This window comes from Pantoea sp. BR_17, from assembly GCF_041955125.1.
In the GTDB taxonomy this organism is placed as follows: domain Bacteria; phylum Pseudomonadota; class Gammaproteobacteria; order Enterobacterales; family Enterobacteriaceae; genus Pantoea; species Pantoea stewartii.
Genome location: NZ_JAVAXT010000007.1, coordinates 64,652 through 82,377 on the forward strand (window position 1 = coordinate 64,652; position 17,726 = coordinate 82,377).

Annotated in this window: 18 protein-coding genes and 1 other RNA gene; 7 read left to right on the forward strand and 12 right to left on the reverse strand. The window is 52.8% G+C overall.

The window, feature by feature from the left end; all coding sequences use genetic code 11:
- Window positions 1-240: 240 nt before the first annotated feature.
- From RAC60_RS12420 to RAC60_RS12430, 3 genes are all read left to right on the forward strand, one after another.
- Window positions 241-594, forward strand: a complete 354-nt coding sequence (locus RAC60_RS12420; RefSeq protein ID WP_058701148.1) for a hypothetical protein — start codon at window positions 241-243, stop codon at window positions 592-594.
- Window positions 595-740: 146 nt separating this feature from the next.
- Window positions 741-1,118, forward strand: a complete 378-nt coding sequence (tomB, locus tag RAC60_RS12425; protein ID WP_039338473.1) for an Hha toxicity modulator TomB — start codon at window positions 741-743, stop codon at window positions 1,116-1,118.
- Between the two features lie 24 nt (window positions 1,119-1,142).
- Window positions 1,143-1,358 carry an HHA domain-containing protein gene (locus RAC60_RS12430; RefSeq protein ID WP_006117940.1) on the forward strand — a complete coding sequence of 72 codons (216 nt, stop codon included), beginning with the start codon at window positions 1,143-1,145 and terminating at the stop codon, window positions 1,356-1,358.
- A 167-nt stretch (window positions 1,359-1,525) separates the two neighbouring features.
- Here RAC60_RS12430 and ffs read toward each other — a convergent pair.
- Window positions 1,526-1,622: signal recognition particle sRNA small type (gene ffs / locus RAC60_RS12435), an RNA gene on the reverse strand.
- Between the two features lie 134 nt (window positions 1,623-1,756).
- Here ffs and RAC60_RS12440 point away from each other — a divergent pair.
- Entirely contained in the window at window positions 1,757-2,098 is a 342-nt protein-coding gene (locus tag RAC60_RS12440) for an MGMT family protein (RefSeq protein ID WP_152998336.1), read from the forward strand.
- A gap of 40 nt (window positions 2,099-2,138) precedes the next feature.
- Here the strand turns inward: RAC60_RS12440 and RAC60_RS12445 are convergent, their stop codons facing one another.
- On the reverse strand, window positions 2,139-2,696 hold the full coding sequence (locus RAC60_RS12445) for a YbaY family lipoprotein (protein ID WP_006117943.1): 558 nt from the start codon (window positions 2,694-2,696) through the stop codon (window positions 2,139-2,141).
- A gap of 192 nt (window positions 2,697-2,888) precedes the next feature.
- Between RAC60_RS12445 and tesB the strand changes: the two genes are divergently transcribed.
- On the forward strand, window positions 2,889-3,752 hold the full coding sequence (gene tesB / locus RAC60_RS12450; RefSeq protein WP_006117944.1) for an acyl-CoA thioesterase II: 864 nt from the start codon (window positions 2,889-2,891) through the stop codon (window positions 3,750-3,752).
- Between the two features lie 48 nt (window positions 3,753-3,800).
- Here the strand turns inward: tesB and amtB are convergent, their stop codons facing one another.
- The 5 genes from amtB to RAC60_RS12475 all read right to left on the reverse strand — a co-directional run bounded on the left by amtB (window position 3,801) and on the right by RAC60_RS12475 (window position 9,740).
- Window positions 3,801-5,087 carry an ammonium transporter AmtB gene (gene amtB / locus RAC60_RS12455; RefSeq protein WP_033738675.1) on the reverse strand — a complete coding sequence of 429 codons (1,287 nt, stop codon included), beginning with the start codon at window positions 5,085-5,087 and terminating at the stop codon, window positions 3,801-3,803.
- A gap of 33 nt (window positions 5,088-5,120) precedes the next feature.
- Window positions 5,121-5,459, reverse strand: a complete 339-nt coding sequence (gene glnK, locus RAC60_RS12460; protein WP_003850469.1) for a P-II family nitrogen regulator — start codon at window positions 5,457-5,459, stop codon at window positions 5,121-5,123.
- A gap of 257 nt (window positions 5,460-5,716) precedes the next feature.
- The gene (locus tag RAC60_RS12465) at window positions 5,717-7,492 is read right to left on the reverse strand and encodes a SmdB family multidrug efflux ABC transporter permease/ATP-binding protein (RefSeq protein WP_006117947.1); all 1,776 of its coding nucleotides are present in this window, start codon (window positions 7,490-7,492) and stop codon (window positions 5,717-5,719) included.
- Window positions 7,485-9,254, reverse strand: a complete 1,770-nt coding sequence (locus RAC60_RS12470) for a SmdA family multidrug ABC transporter permease/ATP-binding protein (protein ID WP_033738672.1) — start codon at window positions 9,252-9,254, stop codon at window positions 7,485-7,487. The genes RAC60_RS12465 and RAC60_RS12470 overlap by 8 nt, the downstream gene beginning before the upstream one ends.
- 24 nt (window positions 9,255-9,278) lie before the next feature.
- The gene (locus RAC60_RS12475) at window positions 9,279-9,740 is read right to left on the reverse strand and encodes an Lrp/AsnC family transcriptional regulator (protein ID WP_033738670.1); all 462 of its coding nucleotides are present in this window, start codon (window positions 9,738-9,740) and stop codon (window positions 9,279-9,281) included.
- A 116-nt stretch (window positions 9,741-9,856) separates the two neighbouring features.
- Here RAC60_RS12475 and RAC60_RS12480 point away from each other — a divergent pair, with 116 nt between their 5' ends.
- Together RAC60_RS12480 and queC are read left to right on the forward strand one after the other, a co-directional pair.
- Complete coding sequence (locus RAC60_RS12480; RefSeq protein WP_058701149.1) at window positions 9,857-10,891, forward strand: PLP-dependent cysteine synthase family protein; 1,035 nt, start codon at window positions 9,857-9,859, stop codon at window positions 10,889-10,891.
- Window positions 10,892-10,999: 108 nt separating this feature from the next.
- Entirely contained in the window at window positions 11,000-11,695 is a 696-nt protein-coding gene (queC, locus tag RAC60_RS12485; RefSeq protein WP_006117951.1) for a 7-cyano-7-deazaguanine synthase QueC, read from the forward strand.
- Between the two features lie 36 nt (window positions 11,696-11,731).
- Here the strand turns inward: queC and RAC60_RS12490 are convergent, their stop codons facing one another.
- The 5 genes from RAC60_RS12490 to lon form a co-directional block, all read right to left on the reverse strand.
- On the reverse strand, window positions 11,732-12,136 hold the full coding sequence (locus tag RAC60_RS12490; RefSeq protein WP_058701150.1) for a YbgC/FadM family acyl-CoA thioesterase: 405 nt from the start codon (window positions 12,134-12,136) through the stop codon (window positions 11,732-11,734).
- Window positions 12,137-12,231: 95 nt separating this feature from the next.
- Window positions 12,232-12,555, reverse strand: a complete 324-nt coding sequence (locus tag RAC60_RS12495) for a helix-hairpin-helix domain-containing protein (protein WP_033738667.1) — start codon at window positions 12,553-12,555, stop codon at window positions 12,232-12,234.
- Between the two features lie 139 nt (window positions 12,556-12,694).
- Entirely contained in the window at window positions 12,695-14,563 is a 1,869-nt protein-coding gene (gene ppiD / locus RAC60_RS12500) for a peptidylprolyl isomerase (RefSeq protein WP_039338626.1), read from the reverse strand.
- A 250-nt stretch (window positions 14,564-14,813) separates the two neighbouring features.
- Window positions 14,814-15,086 (reverse strand): nucleoid-associated protein HU-beta, encoded by a 273-nt coding sequence (gene hupB / locus RAC60_RS12505; protein WP_006117956.1) that lies wholly within the window; start codon window positions 15,084-15,086, stop codon window positions 14,814-14,816.
- A 215-nt stretch (window positions 15,087-15,301) separates the two neighbouring features.
- Window positions 15,302-17,656: an endopeptidase La gene (lon, locus tag RAC60_RS12510; RefSeq protein WP_033738666.1), complete on the reverse strand. Its 2,355-nt coding sequence runs from the start codon at window positions 17,654-17,656 to the stop codon at window positions 15,302-15,304.
- Window positions 17,657-17,726: the final 70 nt, after the last annotated feature.

Here is a 17,726-nt window from a genome sequence, read left to right on the forward strand (position 1 = left end):
CAAAAATGTTATAACATAACAACCATCATACCCGATGTTGTCCGCCCGCTGGCACGGCAATGTGTTTCAAAAAATAAACCAGGGCACAAATTGCCCGTATAAGGCCCAATAAGAAGCAGCAGTGAATCAATCACTTGCTTAAATGAGAGCATCACAGCGCAATATTGCTGAAGAGGGGGACTTGCAAAGCGACAAAAGAACATCAATGATGGGTCTGAAGACATTTATTATGAGTACGCTATGTCAGTAAGCATTGAATGTGATGTTGCGCAGAATGAAACGGATTGCGTAAAATTAGCTACAATCATTGAACGGAATATTCTCAAAATAACAGAATCTCTGTTTGGCGATTTGCAATGGTATTCCGCAAACGCTCAGTTAGTACCAGACAGTTTAAAAGTTATTGATGTTCAGATGACCGGACCGAATAGATTTAAGTTACTTTACGATTTCCAGTGGAATTTATTTAATCCTTGTCTGGATTTAAATGAAACCATTACGCAAAATGAACAAGTCAGTTTTCATATCGGCCCTGCCGCGCTTGTGTTTGAGCCCATTGAGAATCACCGCCCCTCACCCGGAGATGAATTGTAATATTTAGTAATGGAGGTGAGCAGAACTAATGATTTTACACTATCCTTAATGCAGTCCGTTAATTATAAGCCCAACCACCACTTCCTGGCCGCTTCACCGAACCTGGCCGCATTGCGGTAACTTTGCTAGCTACGGAGGGGAAAAAGATGGACGAATACTCACCGAAACGGCATGATATTGCCCAGCTTAAATACGTGTGTGAGAGTTTGTTTGACGCCAGTATGGCAACATTAACCGACAGCCATCATGGCTGGGTAAATGACCCTACTGCCGATGGTAATTTACAGCTGAACGATCTGATAGAGCATATCGCCTCTTTCACCATGAATTACAAAATTAAGCATGCAGAAGACGAAGCGCTGATTACCCAAATCGATGAATATCTTGATGATACTTTTATGCTATTTAGCAACTATAGCGTTAACACTCAGGATCTGCAGCGCTGGCAACGTTCAGCAAAACGTTTATTTAATCTGTTTCAAGAAGAGTGCGCTTATCTTCAACAGCCAAGCCATTCATTATAGTACTGACGTGAGAACGGTTTATTTATGAACAAAACCCTGACTAAAACTGATTATTTGATGCGACTGAGACGTTGTCGCTCAATTGACACGCTCGAAAGAGTGATTGAGAAAAATAAGTATGAATTGTCCGATGATGAATTAGCCGTATTTTACTCCGCAGCCGATCACCGCCTGGCTGAACTGACGATGAACAAACTGTATGACAAAGTCCCCGTGTCAGTATGGAAATTTGTACGCTAAGTTAATTTTTGCGTTACGTTTAATCTGATTTAACCCGCCCGTTTCTGTTCGACTCGCCTGCCGGCAATGGATCGGCCCAGGCGAGCTTTGCCTGCCTGCGAAGAAAGAGGCGTGTCAAAAAAAGCGAGTGACAAGAGAGGAATCGGGTGGAGACAAAATGGTGGAGGCCCTGCCAGCTACATCCCGGCACACGCGTCACCTGCTGCGGCTGCTTCCTTCCGGACCTGACCGAGTTCACAAGCTAGCATTGCGGGAGAACCAACAGGGCCCCCATTGACAAGCCCTCATATCGAGAGCGCAGGCATTATCGGGGAAGCCTATGGCAATTGCAAGCCTGGCACGGATGACCGTTGGTTTCTTGTACGATCCCTGTAAATTACCCCCTTTATGTTAGCATTATGGTTCTTTTACTGGCAGGTAAGCCTATGAACTCAACCACTGACGGCTTTAAACAACGTATCTGGCAAATTGTGGCCGCCATTCCGCCCGGCAAGGTTACCACCTATGGCGATGTGGCATTACTGGCAGGCTCGCCCCGCGCGGCGCGCCAGGTGGGCGGCGTTCTGAGCCGCTTACCGGAAGGCAGTACGCTTCCCTGGCATCGGGTGATTAACCGTCACGGTACGCTTTCGCTCCAGGGCGAACGTTTTTTTCGTCAGCGTGAAGCGCTGGAAGCGGAAGGCGTGGAAGTTACGGAGGCAGGTCAGATCGATCTGGCTAAGTTTCGCTGGCAGTTTTAATACTGCAGGGCGGCACAGCGCGCCGCCCTGCCTCAGAGCCTTACATCGTTGTCGGTGCCGGCACGGCGGCGGACGGCGTAACCTGCGTGGGCGATGTCGGTGGCACAGTGGTGACGGCGCCAGGCTGAGTCTTCATCGGTACAGAAGGCACGGGCACTAGCACCAGATCGGCTTTGGTGCCGCCCTGATTCACGACCGGTTTCACTTCTTCCGTGACAAAGGCCAGCTTGCCATTAACCGTAATAGCTGCGCTCAACAGAATGCGTGCATTTGGCTGAACATCCGCTGGGTTAAACGGCAGTATGAAATGGAACGGCGCCTGTTTCCCGTCGGTGCGAACCACGCGCTGTGCCAACACTTTGGACGGTGCATCTGCCACCGATGCATCAGACAGGGTCACTGTCAGGGCTGCATCAGGCGGTAACGCGATACGCTGACGAATATAAACCGCCCCGCTTACATTAGGCTGAGCGATGGTCGCCGTTTGTCCTGCGACCGCAGAACCCAATGTCGGTGTCGGTACCGGTTTTCCTTTATGGGCACAACCTGCGAGAGCCATTGCCATCGCGACGCCACTTAACACATGCCAGAATTTCATCGATGTCGTCTCCTTTTGATCAGAATGATTTTTAGCAGTGAATCTTTATTACAGCGTTTCACTCGCCGTATAGCTTTAATGTTGGCACAAAATCAAAAGTTTGCCTGGTTGGATGAAAGTCCAAAAGTGTGGTTGACGGAAACTGGTCGGATCTTTCACACTTAACAAAATACATTTTCTCAGGATAGCGCCATGAGTCAGGCACTCGAAAATCTGCTTAATCTTATTCATCTGGAAAAACTCGACGAGGGGTTATTTCGCGGCCAGAGCGAAGATTTGGGCCTGCGTCAGGTATTTGGTGGTCAGGTCGTTGGACAGGCTCTCTTTGCGGCCAAACAGACCGTTCCCGAGGATCGGGGCGTTCACTCCTTTCACAGCTATTTTCTTCGCCCCGGCGACAGCCAAAAGGCGATTATTTACGATGTTGAAAGTCTGCGCGACGGCAAAAGTTTCAGCGCGCGCCGCGTCAGTGCCATCCAAAATGGTCAGCCGATCTTTTATATGACGGCATCCTTCCAGTCTCCGGAAAGCGGGTTTGAACATCAAAAACCGATGCCGCAGGTTAAAGGACCGGAAAACCTGGCCAATGAGCAGCAAATGGCGCAAAAAATGGCGCATATGCTGCCGGAAAAATTACGCGAAAAATTTGTCGCTGAACGCCCGCTGGAAATCCGCCCGGTACAGATCCACAACCCGTTAAGAGGCCATGTCGATAAACCGCAGCGTCAGGTGTGGATTCGGGCCAATGGCACCCTGCCCGACGATGTGCGTATCCATCAGTACCTCCTTGGCTATGCGTCCGATCTCAACTTTCTGCCTGTGGCCTTACAACCGCATGGTAAAGGTTTTCTTGAAGCCGATATGCAGGTGGCGACCATTGATCACTCTATGTGGTTCCATCGGCCACTGAACTTCAATGACTGGCTGCTTTACAGCGTTGAAAGCACCTCAGCATCGGGTGCACGCGGCTTTGTTCGCGGGGAGTTTTACAATCAACAGGGTGAGCTGGTCGCGTCTACTGTGCAGGAAGGCGTTATGCGTCAGCGCAGCGAATAGCAAAAAGGGGCGAATCATCGCCCCTTTTTATTTATTCAGACTGACAAGTTACTGGTTGTAAGCGTTCTCGCCATGGCTGTTGACGTCCAGACCTTCGCGCTCCTGCTCTTCCGGTACGCGCAGACCGACGATCATATCGGCCAGTTTAAAGCCAATAAAGGCAACGACGGCAGACCAGACAATGGTAACGCCCACGCTCAGCAACTGAATCGCAACCTGATGGCCCATGGTCACGCCAGGCGCATAACCCACGCCGCCCAGTGAAGATGAAGCAAACACGCCGGTCAGGATACAACCGATGATGCCACAGACACCGTGGACACCAAACACATCGCAGGGATCGTCAACGCGCAGCCATTTTTTCAGCGTTGTCACGCCCCAGATACCTGCCAGACCACCCACGATACCGATGATCAGCGCGCCGCCAACACCGACATAACCACAAGCCGGCGTGATGGCAACCAGACCAGCAATAAATCCAGAACAGGCACCTAACAAAGACGGTTTACCACGCAGCGCCCACTCGCCAAAAGTCCAGGCCAGCACCGCACCCGCCGTCGCAACCACGGTATTCAGGAAGGCCAGAGCAGCAATTTCATTCGCAGCGGAAGCTGAACCGGCGTTAAAACCAAACCAGCCAACATACAGAATCGCAGTACCGGTGAATACCATCGGCAGGTTGTGTGGTTTGAATGCTTCTTTGCCAAAACCGGCACGTTTGCCCACCAGGTAAGCACCAACCAGACCGGCTACCGCAGCGTTAATGTGCACCACCGTGCCGCCTGCGAAGTCCAGGGCGCCATCCTGAGCCAGTAAGCCGCCCGCCCAGACCATATGCGCAATGGGAAGATAAGCCAGGGTCAGCCAGACACCGACAAAAATCAGCACCGCGGAGAAACGGATACGTTCCGCCAGCGCACCGACGACCAGACCGACCGTGATACAGGCAAAGGATGCCTGGAACGCGACGTGAATATACTGATAAAAGGTGCCCATGACGGCGGTCAGTGCAATGTTTTTCAGCATGGCCCAGTTGAAGCTGCCAAAGAAGGCATTGCCTTCGCTGAAGGCCAGTGAATAGCCATAAACCACCCACAGTACGCACACCAGCGAGAAGGTCACCGCAACCTGTGTGAGCATCGACAGCACGTTTTTACTGCGGATCAGGCCGCCGTAAAACAGTGCAATCCCAGGAATTGACATAAACAGCACCAGTGCGGTGCAAATCATCATAAAGGCGTTGTCGGCTTTGTCCGCTACGGCAGGTGCCGCCATCGCCAGCGACGGTAACAGTGCCAGGCTGGTCAGGCCCAACTTGGTCAGCATTTTATTCATTTTTTTCCATCCCATCACATTACTGAGTCTTGTTTACAGTGCGGCTTCGTCGGTTTCGCCGGTACGTATGCGAATCACGCGCTGCAGTTCAGCAACGAAAATCTTGCCGTCGCCAATTTTTCCGGTGTAAGCCGCTTTACTGATTACGTCCACTACTTCGTCCAGTTGGTCATCGGCAATGGCGATATCAATTTTTACTTTCGGCAGAAAATTTACGCTGTATTCCGCCCCGCGATAGAGTTCAGCATGTCCTTTCTGACGCCCAAAACCTTTAACTTCGGAGACGGTCAGTCCCTGAATACCAATTGAAGACAATGCTTCTCGCACATCTTCCAGCTTGAACGGCTTAATCACGACGGTAACCAGCTTCATAGCCTCTCCTTAAGGATTAAAATAGGTCGGTCTCATGGACACGGAGAGAGTTAAGCAAAGCCTGTGCCAGATATAATTAATGGGCAAAATCACTTTTCAGGCTGCGATGGAATCAGGGTTAGGAAACGCAGAATAAATAAGCAGGGCGCAGTGATGGGATGACTAAGCGAAGCGGATGCACGCTTTTGGTGCTGTTAAGCACAAAGACGTGCATCCAAACGGGTCAACAAGGAAAAAATGCGCAAAAAAGGTGCAAATCATCCGGCACTGGTCAGCACCTCATCCGATTCGAGCCGATCACCTGCCTGCTGCAGCTGGTACATTTGCCAGTAACGGCCCTGCAAGGCCAGCAGCTGCTGATGATTCCCCTGCTCGACAACGCGGCCACGGTGCAAAACCAGAATCGTATCGGCCTCGGTGATAGTGGAAAGGCGGTGAGCAATCACTACCAGGGTCGTATATTGACGTAAGGTGCGCAGCGTGTGTTGGATCGCCTGCTCCGTGCCGGAGTCAATATTCGCGGTAGCTTCATCCAGTATTAAAATCTGCGGCAGTTGCACCAGCACCCGAGCCAGGGCCAGTAACTGTTTCTGCCCTACCGAGAGATTATTACCCTGCTCTCCCAGTCGGGTATGGATACCGTCAGGCAAGGCGCGCGCCAGCGGGGCCAGCTGTACCTGTTCAAGTACCGACCAGACCGCCTCTTCACTGATATCCCGACCCAGCCGTACATTCGCTAACAGCGTGTCGGCCAGCACCACCGGATCCTGCTGTACCATCGCGATACCGCGACGCAGTGCCTCATGGGAATACTGGTTAAGCGGACGATCGTCCAGGCGCACCTCGCCGCGCGTGGCGGGGTAATAGCCCATCAGCAAATTTGCCAGGGTGCTCTTGCCGCTGCCGGTATGTCCCACCAGGGCGACAAAGCCCCGCGAAGGCACGTCGAGATCAATATTACTCAGCACCTCACGATCGTCCCGGTAGGCAAAGCTCAGGTTCTCCAGCGTAATGCGTCCCGATTGCAGAGGCCGATCGTCATGACCGTAATGCTGCTGTGGCGCATCCATGAGTTCAAAAATACGTTCGCCCGCCACGACCGCCTGTTGCAGCATCGACTGCTGGGTGGTCAGTTCGATCAGCGGTTCATTGAGGCGCCCCAGATAGGTAATAAAGGCGTAAAGTACCCCAACTTCAAACACACCCGGCACCGAAAAGCTGAACAGCAACAGTAATCCGCAGAGTATCAGCGCGGAGAACAGGCTCAGCAGCGGTCGTAGCAGGAAACCATCCAGCCTGAGCGTTTCCATGCGCGCCAGATAATGTGAACGGCTGGCCTCCAGCATGCGTTCACCAAAGCGCGCCTGCTGGCGAAACTGTTGTATCACGCTCATTCCGCTGATGACTTCATTGAAGCCATTATTAATGTCTGCCAGGTAGCTGCGTACACGACGGGCTATCGGCGTGCTGTAGCGCTGATAAATCAGCATCACAATGAGCACCATCGGGAAAATTAACATCGCCACCAGCGCCATGCGCCAGTCCAGACTAAACATCGCCACCATCATGGCACCGACCAGCGCGGCGCTACGCAGCACCGTTGCCACCACCGTGACGTACAGATCCCGAACAACTTCGGTATCATTCGTGACCCGGGAAATAATTTGCCCGACCGGCTGCGTATCAAAGGCGCCGAGCGGCTGGCGCAGTGCCGCATTCATGGCGTCGGTACGCAGGCGCTGTACCACACCAATGGCGGCCCGGTTAAACAGTAAGGCCTGCCAGTAATGCAAAGCGGCAGCCAGAAGCTGCAACAGGATAAAACTTACGACCAGTCCCGCTACCGTGCCCCACGGCATCTGATGCTTCGCGACCAGATTATCAATAAAATAGCTCACCAGAACCGGACCGGTCACTTCTGCCGCGGCCGCAATCCACAGCATCAACACGGCCAGAGACAATGACTTGCGCCACGGGCTGCCATAACTGAGCAGGCGTTTGAGCGTTGGCCACATACGTTGTGATTTAGCCATGTGCCACCTCTTCTTCCCTCTCATCGTCGTCCAGTGCCGCTTCCAGCTGTTGGTAACGGTACATATCGCGATACCAGCCAGGCATATTCGCCAGCCCGGCATGATCGCCACGCTGTGCCACCGTGCCTTTTTGCAGCACCAGAATTTCGCTGGCCTCTGTCAGCGCCGACAAACGATGCGCACTGATAATGATCGTTCGCCCTCTGCCCCACTGCCGCAGATTATGCAGGATGTCGTGTTCAGTGCGACCATCAACCGCCGAGAGTGCATCATCAAGCACCAGAATTTCCGCATTCATCAGCAAGGCACGGGCGATGGAAATACGTTGTTTTTGACCACCCGACAGCATGACGCCGCGCTCGCCCACCTCGGTTTCATAGCCCTGCGGCAGACGCAGAATATCCTCGTGCACGCAGGCCATTTTCGCCGCCTGCTCAATCTCGTCCTGCGTGGCGTTGGGCTTACCCAACGCAATATTACGGGCCACGCTGTCCGAGAACAGGAACGGAGTTTGGCTCACCACGGCCAGGCGACTGCGCCAGCTGTCCAGACGCAGCGACGGCAGCGGGATGGCATGGTAGCGAATATCACCTTGCTGAATGTCGAAATGACGCTGAATCAGACTCAGTAACGTGGTTTTACCACTGCCGGTCGGGCCACACAGCCCCAGCATATCGCCCGGTTTTAACTGGAACGTGACATTGCTTAATACCGCACCGGCACTGGCGGGATAATGAAACTCGCGGATAGCCACCTGCAGCGTTCCCGCTGGCTCAGGCAAGGTGTGATCACCGTCTTCCACCACTGGCGCTTCGGATAATAATGCGCGGATGCGGCTCCAGGCTGCGCTGCCTCGTTCAACGATGTTAAACATCCATGCCAGCGCCAGCATCGGCCAAATCATCAGGCCAAGATACATTACAAAGCTGGTGAGCTGGCCCAGCGTCATGTCTCCGTGCCACACCAGCCAGCTTCCGCCGCCTATCGCCAGCAGGTTGGCAAAACCAATGGCAATATAGATGGTGGGATCGAAACGCGCATCCACCCGGGCGACGCGCAGATTTTTTTCGCCGGTATCGCGTGCAATATCGGCAAACTGCTGGGACTGATGCTGCTCAAGTCCAAATGCTTTGATCATACGGATACTGGTCAGGCTCTCCTGCGTTTGATCGTTCAGGCTGGAAAAGGCAGCCTGAGCCAGTTTGAAACGGTTATGGAGTTGCTCGCCATAGCGGTGAATCACCAGTGCCATAAACGGCATCGGAATAAGCGAAATCAGCGTTAACTGCCAGCTGATTTGGGTACTCATGGCAATCAGCACAACACATCCCATCACCAGCGAATCCACCAGCGTGAGCACGCCTTCCCCGGCAGCAAAAACCACGCGATCCACATCGTTCGTGGCACGGGCAATGAGATCGCCGGTGCGATGGCGCAGGTAAAAGGCGGGCTGCTGTCGGCTGAGCTGACGGTAAAAGTCCTCGCGTAATTCGACGGCAAGTTGATAGGACGCGCCAAACAACAGCACGCGCCAGACATAACGCAGCAGATAAACCACGACGGCAGTCAGCAGCATCACCCCAATCCACATCATAATGCGGCTGGCGCTCATGCTGTGATGCGTTACGCCGTCAACCACCACGCCAACCACCCACGGCGGCAGAAGTTGCAGCACGGCAATGATGATTAATAAAGTGACGGCGCCCAGATAACGCCGCCACTCACGGATAAAATACCAACTTAACTGGCTGAATAATCGCACAAGGCAGCTCTCAATCTCAGGTAATCAGGGGGCAACCGGCAGGGCTGTAGTGTATTTGATCTCTTCCATCGCAAAGCTGGAGGTCACATCGATAAGGCCTGTTACACCATTAACTAAACGCTTATAGAAGGCATCATAACTTTTCATGTCGGCAACCTGAATACGCAGCAGATAATCATACTCCCCGGCCATGCGATAGAAGCCCATCACTTCAGGCATGCTTTGCACTACCGACACAAATTCCTGATACCAGTCTTTGCTGTGCTGGGTGGTTTTCACAAACATAAAGGCGGTAAGTGACAGGCCGAGTTTTTCATTATCAAGTAGGGCAACGCGTGCGCGGATGAAGCCATCTTCTTCCAGCTTTTTCAGGCGCTTCCAGCAGGGCGTGGTGGTGAGGTTAACCGCATCCGCCAGTACCTGGAGCGAAACTGTGCAATCCTGCTGCAGCATCGCCAGCAGTTTAAGGTCGATTTTATCTAACATGCGCACTCCGGTAGAAATTTTTTCTCCATTACGCCGATCTTACTGCAAAAGCTGCAAGCTCTTTTTCCTGCACGTGCCTTAAAATAGGGGCTTTCACCCGGTCGGAAATAACCCTTATGTCTTCATGCTGGATACGCCACGCGATAAACGAAATCAATGCTGACTTTCAACGCTCTGCGGATACGCATCTGATCCGCTTTGCATTGCCCGATTTCCCGGGAATCGGGTTCTATCTGAAAGACGAAAGTACGCATCCCAGCGGCAGCCTGAAACATCGTCTGGCGCGGTCATTGTTTCTTTATGCTCTCGCTAATGGCTGGATCAAACAGGGTACACCCGTGATTGAAGCGTCATCGGGCAGCACCGCCGTCTCAGAGGCGTATTTTGCCCGCCTGCTGGGCCTGCCCTTTATCGCCGTGATGCCAGCCAGTACCGCCCGACGTAAAATCGAACAAATCACGTTCTATGGTGGACAGTGTCATTTTGTGAGCGATCCCTGTCAGCTTTATGCCGAATCAGAACGGCTGGCGCGGGAACTGAATGGCCACTTCATGGATCAGTTCACCTATGCAGAGCGGGCAACTGACTGGCGCGGCAATAACAACATTGCCGAGAGTATTTTCCGCCAGATGGCGAATGAGCCTTTTCCTGTTCCTCATACGCTGATTATGAGTGCGGGAACCGGTGGGACCTCCGCCACGCTTGGCCGCTACATTCGCTATCAGGGATGCGATACCCGTTTGCTGGTTGTTGATCCGGAGCATTCCGTGTTTTACGACTACTGGCGAAACCGTGATGCCTCGCTCACCGGTCAGCGCGGCAGCATGATTGAAGGCATTGGACGTCCGCGCGTGGAGCCGTCGTTTATGCCCGACGTTATTGATGAAATGATCAAAGTCCCGGATGCAGCCTCGATTGCCGCCATGCTTAAGCTGGAAACCCTGCTGGGGCGTAAACCGGGCCCGTCTACCGGCACAAACTTCTGGGGCATGATGCAGGTGGCCAAACGCCTGCGCGACAATGATCAACAGGGTTCACTGGTTACCCTGCTGTGCGACAGCGGCGAGCGCTATCCTGACACTTACTACCAGCCTGACTGGGTCGCACAACATATTGGTGATATCACGCCCTGGCAGCGCGAACTGGAATAATATTTCACCCCGCCAGGCAGATATAACCTGATGTGATCGCCGCCTGCAGCTGTTCAGCGGCGCACTCAGGTATTACCATAAGCGCAAATGTTTAAACTGGGATATCTCATGAAACGCGCTGTTGTGGTGTTTAGCGGTGGGCAAGACTCCACCACCTGTCTGGTTCAGGCTTTGCAACGTTATGATGAAGTGCACTGTGTGACCTTTGATTACGGTCAGCGTCATCGTGAAGAGATTGACGTTGCCCGCGACCTGGCCCTGAAGCTGGGTGCCCGTGCTCATAAAGTGCTGGATGTGACGATGCTGAATGCGCTGGCGGTGAGCAGCCTGACGCGTGACAGCATCCCGGTGCCATCGTATGACCCGACTGCAACCGGCCTGCCCAGCACCTTTGTCCCCGGCCGCAATATCCTGTTTCTGACCCTGGCATCAGTTTATGCCTATCAGGTTGAAGCGGAAGCGGTCATCACAGGCGTTTGCGAGACCGACTTCTCGGGCTACCCCGACTGCCGCGATGAGTTTGTTAAGGCGCTCAACCATGCCGTCAGCCTGGGCATGGCGCGTAACATTCGTTTTGAAACACCGCTGATGTGGCTTAATAAAGCCGAAACCTGGGCGCTGGCCGATTACTGGCAGCAGCTCACCTTAATCCGCGAAGACACCCTCACCTGCTACAACGGCATTAAAGGCGATGGTTGCGGCGACTGTGCCGCCTGCCATCTGCGGGCCAATGGCCTGAAGGCCTATCAGCAGGATCGCGCTGGTATTATGGCCGCCATGAAGGCCAAAACCGGTCTGGAATAATACTTTTGCGGCGACGATGGCGTGTCGCCGCCTCAATCAGGCCGGCTTCATTAATCTTTCCAGTCGCTGCCGCAGTTCTCCTTCGAGCGAAACGGCTTTTTGCGTGCGAAGATCAATGCACACAAACGTCAGTGCAGCATCCGCGACCACCGTTTCACTGCCCGCTAACAAAATGTGTTGAGTGATGATGCCACTTTTCCCATTGAGTTGCTTAATATCACTGCTGACCTCCAGTACGTCGCCCAATACGGCCGGGCGACGATAATTGATATTGATGTTTACCACCACAAAAGCCAGTTTTTGCTCAAGCAGCCAGGTAAAGGCCTCTGCTTCTTCCAGCCATTGCCAGCGCGCTTCCTCTAAAAACTCCAGATAACGCGCATTGTTAACATGCTGGTAAACATCCAGATGATAGCCGCGCACTTTTATCTTGGTCTGCATGATCCTTCTCCTGCTGCTTATTGACTGGTTGGACCTGTTCACTCTAGCAGAGTCCCGCCCTGACAGCAGGTTAAGCATCAGAGTTGCGCTTCACTTCACAATTTTAACCGTGAGGCATTTCGCTCCACCAGCGCGTGACCAAAGCCAGGCACGTCTTTCAGTTGATCCACCGCCGTGAACGGCCCGTATTCTTCACGATAGCTGACGATAGACTGCGCCTTTTTCAGACCAACGCCATTCATCACCGCCGAGAGTTGCTCCGCCGTGGCTTCATTGATACTGACCTGCTCCTGATGCGGCATTGAAACCTGTGCAGCCTGTGTCTCACTGGGGGTTTCCGCCGCTGCCAGTGGCGTTTGAACGAGGGCGCCACACAGGGCGAGGGAAAGATAAAAAGCATGTAAGTGGGTTTTAGCCATGCTGTGTTTCTCCTTGTGTTAAACAGCAGGCTCAGCGTGTCATGTCCGCTAAACAGACTCAAAGGGCAACGTTCTAAAATGGAAAAGGCCGCATAAGCGGCCTTTAGTCATTTCAGCTGTTACCTGAAATTTGCGAGGATTACTGCATTTGAGCAGCGGCACCGTATTTGATTTTGGCCGCTTTACGCAGGTTTTGCAGTAAGGCTTCAAAGGTCAGTTGCGCGTTGTTTTGCGTGACGCCTTTGACCATCTCGTCAATCTGCGCCTGAGGCAGGCTACCGGTCGTAACCTTATTCACCGCGATCAGCACCACATTGCCTTGCATGTCCTCACCCACGCCCCATGACGGTTTGTTATCCGCTGGCTCTGGCAGGTTGAAGGCAGCCTGAGCAACGGGATCCTGCGTGTTACGGTCAACCGTTTTGCTGGCGCTTAACGTCAGACCTGCGGCTTTCAGCACATCCGGTTTACCGGCTTTCAGCTCGGCTAACAGTTTATCAGCCTGGGCTTTTGCCTGTTGCGTCGCTTTATCATGCTTGATCGTCTCGGTGATTTGCGCTTTTACCTTGTCGAGGGGTTCCACCGCTTCGGGTTTATGCGCACTGATACGCAGCACAAAGGCACGATCGCCATCGACATTGATGATGTCAGAGTTATTTCCGGGCGCACCGTTTTGTCCCACTAACCCACCATTGAAGATGGCCTGCTTAACGGCATCAAAGTCGAGATCTTTAGGCACATCGTCACGGCTGAACCAGCCTGTTTCTGTGGCCTTCATACCTGACGCCTGCTCTGCACCAGCCAGCGACTCATTATCATTGCTCGCGGCTTCACTGACTTTCTGCTGCAGTTTGTAGAATTCCGCCTGTGCTTTATCCTGTTTGACCGCGTCCGCGATCTCATCACGTACTTCCGCCAGCGGTTTAACCTGCTCAGGCTTGATGTCGTCAAGACGGGCAATCAGGAAACCCACAGAAGACTTGATTACACCGGAAAGCTGACCCTTTTCTTTCAGTCCCGCATTTTTCAGCTCGTCTGGCGTCGTTGACGGCTCAAGCCAGCCCATATCGCCGCCTTTACGGGAAGAGATTGGGTCAATGGATTTGGTTTTTGCCAGTTCCGCGAAATCCGCGCCGCCTTTCAGCTGCGCCAGAATAGCGTCGGCATCGGCTTCGGTTTTGGTCTGAATCACGCTGTAACGATCGCGCTGGGGCTGCGTGTAGTCCGCTTTATGTTGATCGTACCAGGCCTGAATATCCGCATCGCTGGCATTTTCCTGCATGCTGGCGGCATCCAGTTTGATATAGCTTACGCGGAACTGCTCAGGGGCCATAAAGCTGCTTTTATGCTGCTGATAATACTGGTTGATTTCGTCGTCATTGACGGTTTGCTTTGCAGCCAGAGCATTCACATCGAGGGTAGCCGTCTGAATATCACGCTTTTGCGCCACCAAATCCACCAGCTTAGTGGTTTCATTTTTCAGCATAAAATCGGTATTCGCGACCGCATTGATCAGCTGTTGGGTGGCCAGTTGTTTACGCAACGCTTCGGCATACTGATCCGGCGTGAATCCCATATTGCGGATCATCGCATTGTATTTAGCATTATCGAACTTGCCGTTGGTCTGAAACGCAGACTGGCTGAAGATAGCCTGTTTGACCTGATCGTCACTGATGGCAATATGCAGATCTTTTATGTAGGTATCCAGTAATGCCTGGTCAATCAGCTGAGACAGCGCCTGCTGGCGCATCTGCTGCATGTAACCTTCGTTGCCCGCAAGCTGCGAGAACTGATCACCCAGCATCTGCTGCTGACGATTGCGCTCGTTGTTGAACGCCTGCTCTAACTGCGCACGGCTGATCTCCTGGCCATTAACTTTGGCCGCATAATCGTTGTTACCGCCAATCAGATAGTTGCCAACGCCGGTCAGCACAAAGGAGAGAATGATCAACCCCAAAATAATCTTGAGCACGACATGGTTCGACGCCGCGCGTAAATTGTCCATCATGGTATGACAACACTCCGCTGTAGTGTGAATGTAAAGCCCTGCCGCAATAACGCCATCTTCCCGACGCATTACTCCGCTGCAAGTCTGGCTGGCAGCATGCATCCTGTTGAGACAAGTCTCGCAACCTTAAACCGCCTCTCCGGATGTAAAAAAGGCACATCTTATTGATGTGCCCGTATGTTACATGAGAACGCGTTAACCGTCCTCTAATCCACTCAAGAAAATGTGTTATTGAGTGGTGGCGTTGTCATTAGTTGACAGCGTCTTTCAGTGCCTTACCTGCACGGAAACCCGGTACTTTACCTGCCGGGATAGTAATCTCTTTACCGGTTTGTGGGTTACGGCCGGTGCGCGCTGCACGCTCACGTACTGAGAAAGTGCCGAAACCTACCAGCGCCACTTCATCTCCGCTTTTCAGCGCGTCAGAAACAGAGCCCATAAATGCATCTAAAACACGTCCTGCTGCTGCTTTAGAAATGTCGGCATCGGCAGCAATTTTATCGATCAGTTGTGACTTATTCACTCTATTCATCCCCTCTTTATTATTTCACATCGTACCCACGCTTCCTGTCGGGCACGAACGCGCAGCAAGTTATATCAAGCCTTATATGCCGAAACAACGGTAATCCTCTTATAACATCGCTTCAGCAGCCACCTAAATTAGCGGGACAAAAAAAAGCTGGCAAGCACCAATTGGTGTTGCCAGCGCGGCTTTTTAACGCTTTATGCCATTAATCACTATTTTGCGGTTGCTACCTGCATACCGTAAGGCGCGTTTTCCAGTGCCAGGTTCAGCACTTCCTCAATACGCTTGACCGGATGAATTTCCAGATCGGCAATCACGTTCTGAGGAATTTCTTCCAGATCGCGTTTGTTTTCGTCCGGGATCAGCACCACTTTAATACCACCGCGGTGTGCCGCCAGCAGCTTCTCTTTCAGCCCGCCGATAGGCAGGACCTGACCACGCAGGGTGATCTCGCCGGTCATCGCGACGTTTGAACGCACCGGGTTACCGGTCAGGCAGGACACCAGGGCAGTACACATGGCAATACCGGCACTGGGACCATCTTTCGGCGTCGCGCCTTCCGGTACGTGCACATGGATATCGCGTTTTTCATAGAAATCGCCATTGATACCCAGTTTTTCCGCCCGGGCGCGGACGACAGTCAGCGCGGCCTGAATGGATTCCTGCATGACTTCGCCCAGCGAACCGGTATAAGTCAGCTTGCCTTTGCCCGGTACACAGGCGGTTTCAATGGTCAGCAAATCGCCACCCACTTCCGTCCATGCCAGACCTGTTACCTGACCCACGCGGTTTTCGCTGTCGGCGCGGCCATAGTCAAAACGCTGCACCCCAAGGAAATCCTTCAGGTTTTCACCATTAATGGTGATGTGCTTTTTGGTTTTGTCCATCAGCAGCGTTTTCACTGCTTTACGGCACAGCTTGGACAGTTCACGTTCCAGGCTACGCACACCAGCTTCACGCGTGTAGTAACGGATGATGCCGATGATAGCGCTGTCTTCGACGGTGATCTCAGACGACTTCAGGGCGTTACGCTCAATCTGCTTCGGCAGGAGATGCTGCTTGGCGATATTGAGTTTTTCGTCCTCGGTATAGCCAGAAAGACGAATCACTTCCATACGATCCAGCAGTGGAGCCGGAATGTTCATGGAGTTCGACGTCGCCACAAACATCACATCAGACAGATCGTAATCGACTTCCAGATAGTGATCGTTAAAGGCGATGTTCTGTTCAGGATCCAGCACTTCCAGCAGCGCTGAGGCCGGATCGCCGCGCATATCCGACGACATTTTGTCGATTTCATCCAACAGGAACAGCGGGTTTTTCACGCCGACTTTCGCCATCTTCTGAATCAACTTGCCCGGCATAGAGCCAATATAGGTACGGCGATGACCGCGAATTTCCGCTTCATCCCGCACGCCGCCGAGGGCCATGCGTACATACTTACGCCCGGTTGCTTTCGCAATAGACTGACCCAGCGAGGTTTTACCCACGCCCGGCGGTCCCACCAGACACAGAATCGGCCCTTTAATTTTGCTGACGCGACTTTGCACCGCAAGGTACTCAAGGATGCGGTCTTTGACGCGTTCCAGGCCATAATGGTCGGTATCCAGCGTTTCCTGGGCTTTGCGCAGATCTTTCTTCACTTTGCTGCGCGCATTCCACGGAACCTGAACCATCCAGTCGATATAGCCGCGCACCACGGTCGCCTCGGCAGACATCGGCGACATCATTTTCAGCTTCTGCAGTTCTGCTTCAGCTTTCTCACGCGCTTCCTGCGGCATTTTGGCCGCATCGATTTTACGTTTTAACGCTTCGTACTCGTCAGGCGTATCATCCATCTCGCCCAGCTCTTTCTGAATGGCCTTCATCTGCTCATTCAGGTAGTACTCACGCTGGCTCTTTTCCATCTGCTTTTTGACGCGATTGCGAATGCGTTTCTCAACCTGCAGCAGATCGATTTCAGATTCCATCATGGCCATCAGATATTCCAGACGTTCATTGACGTCTGACATCTCCAGCACTGACTGTTTATCCGCGAGTTTTAATGGCATGTGCGCCGCCACCGTATCCGCCAGGCGCGCCGCATCATCAATATTGTTCAGTGACGTTAAGACCTCAGGCGGGATCTTTTTATTCAGTTTGATATAGCCTTCAAACTGATTGATCGCCGTGCGCACCAGCACTTCCTGCTCGCGCTCTTCAATCTCCGGAGAGACCAGATATTCCGCCTGGGCGACAAAATGGTCACCGTTGTCAGCCAGCGTAGTGATATTGGCACGCTGTAAACCTTCAACCAGCACTTTTACCGTTCCGTCTGGCAGTTTTAACATCTGCAGTACGGAGGCAATGGTACCCACTGAAAAAAGATCGTTTATGCCAGGTTCATCCGTTGAAGCCTCTTTCTGTGCGACCAGCATGATCTTTTTATCATGATCCATTGCGGCTTCGAGGCACCGAATTGATTTTTCCCGGCCAACAAACAACGGAATTACCATGTGCGGATAAACTACCACGTCGCGCAACGGCAGGACGGGGATTTCAATGCGTTCAGAACGCTCAGGATTCATAGAGCTCTCTCTTAGTTTAGTGTCCGCAAGGTGATGGGTACCGCATCAGGCAGGTGTGCGGTCAAACCCA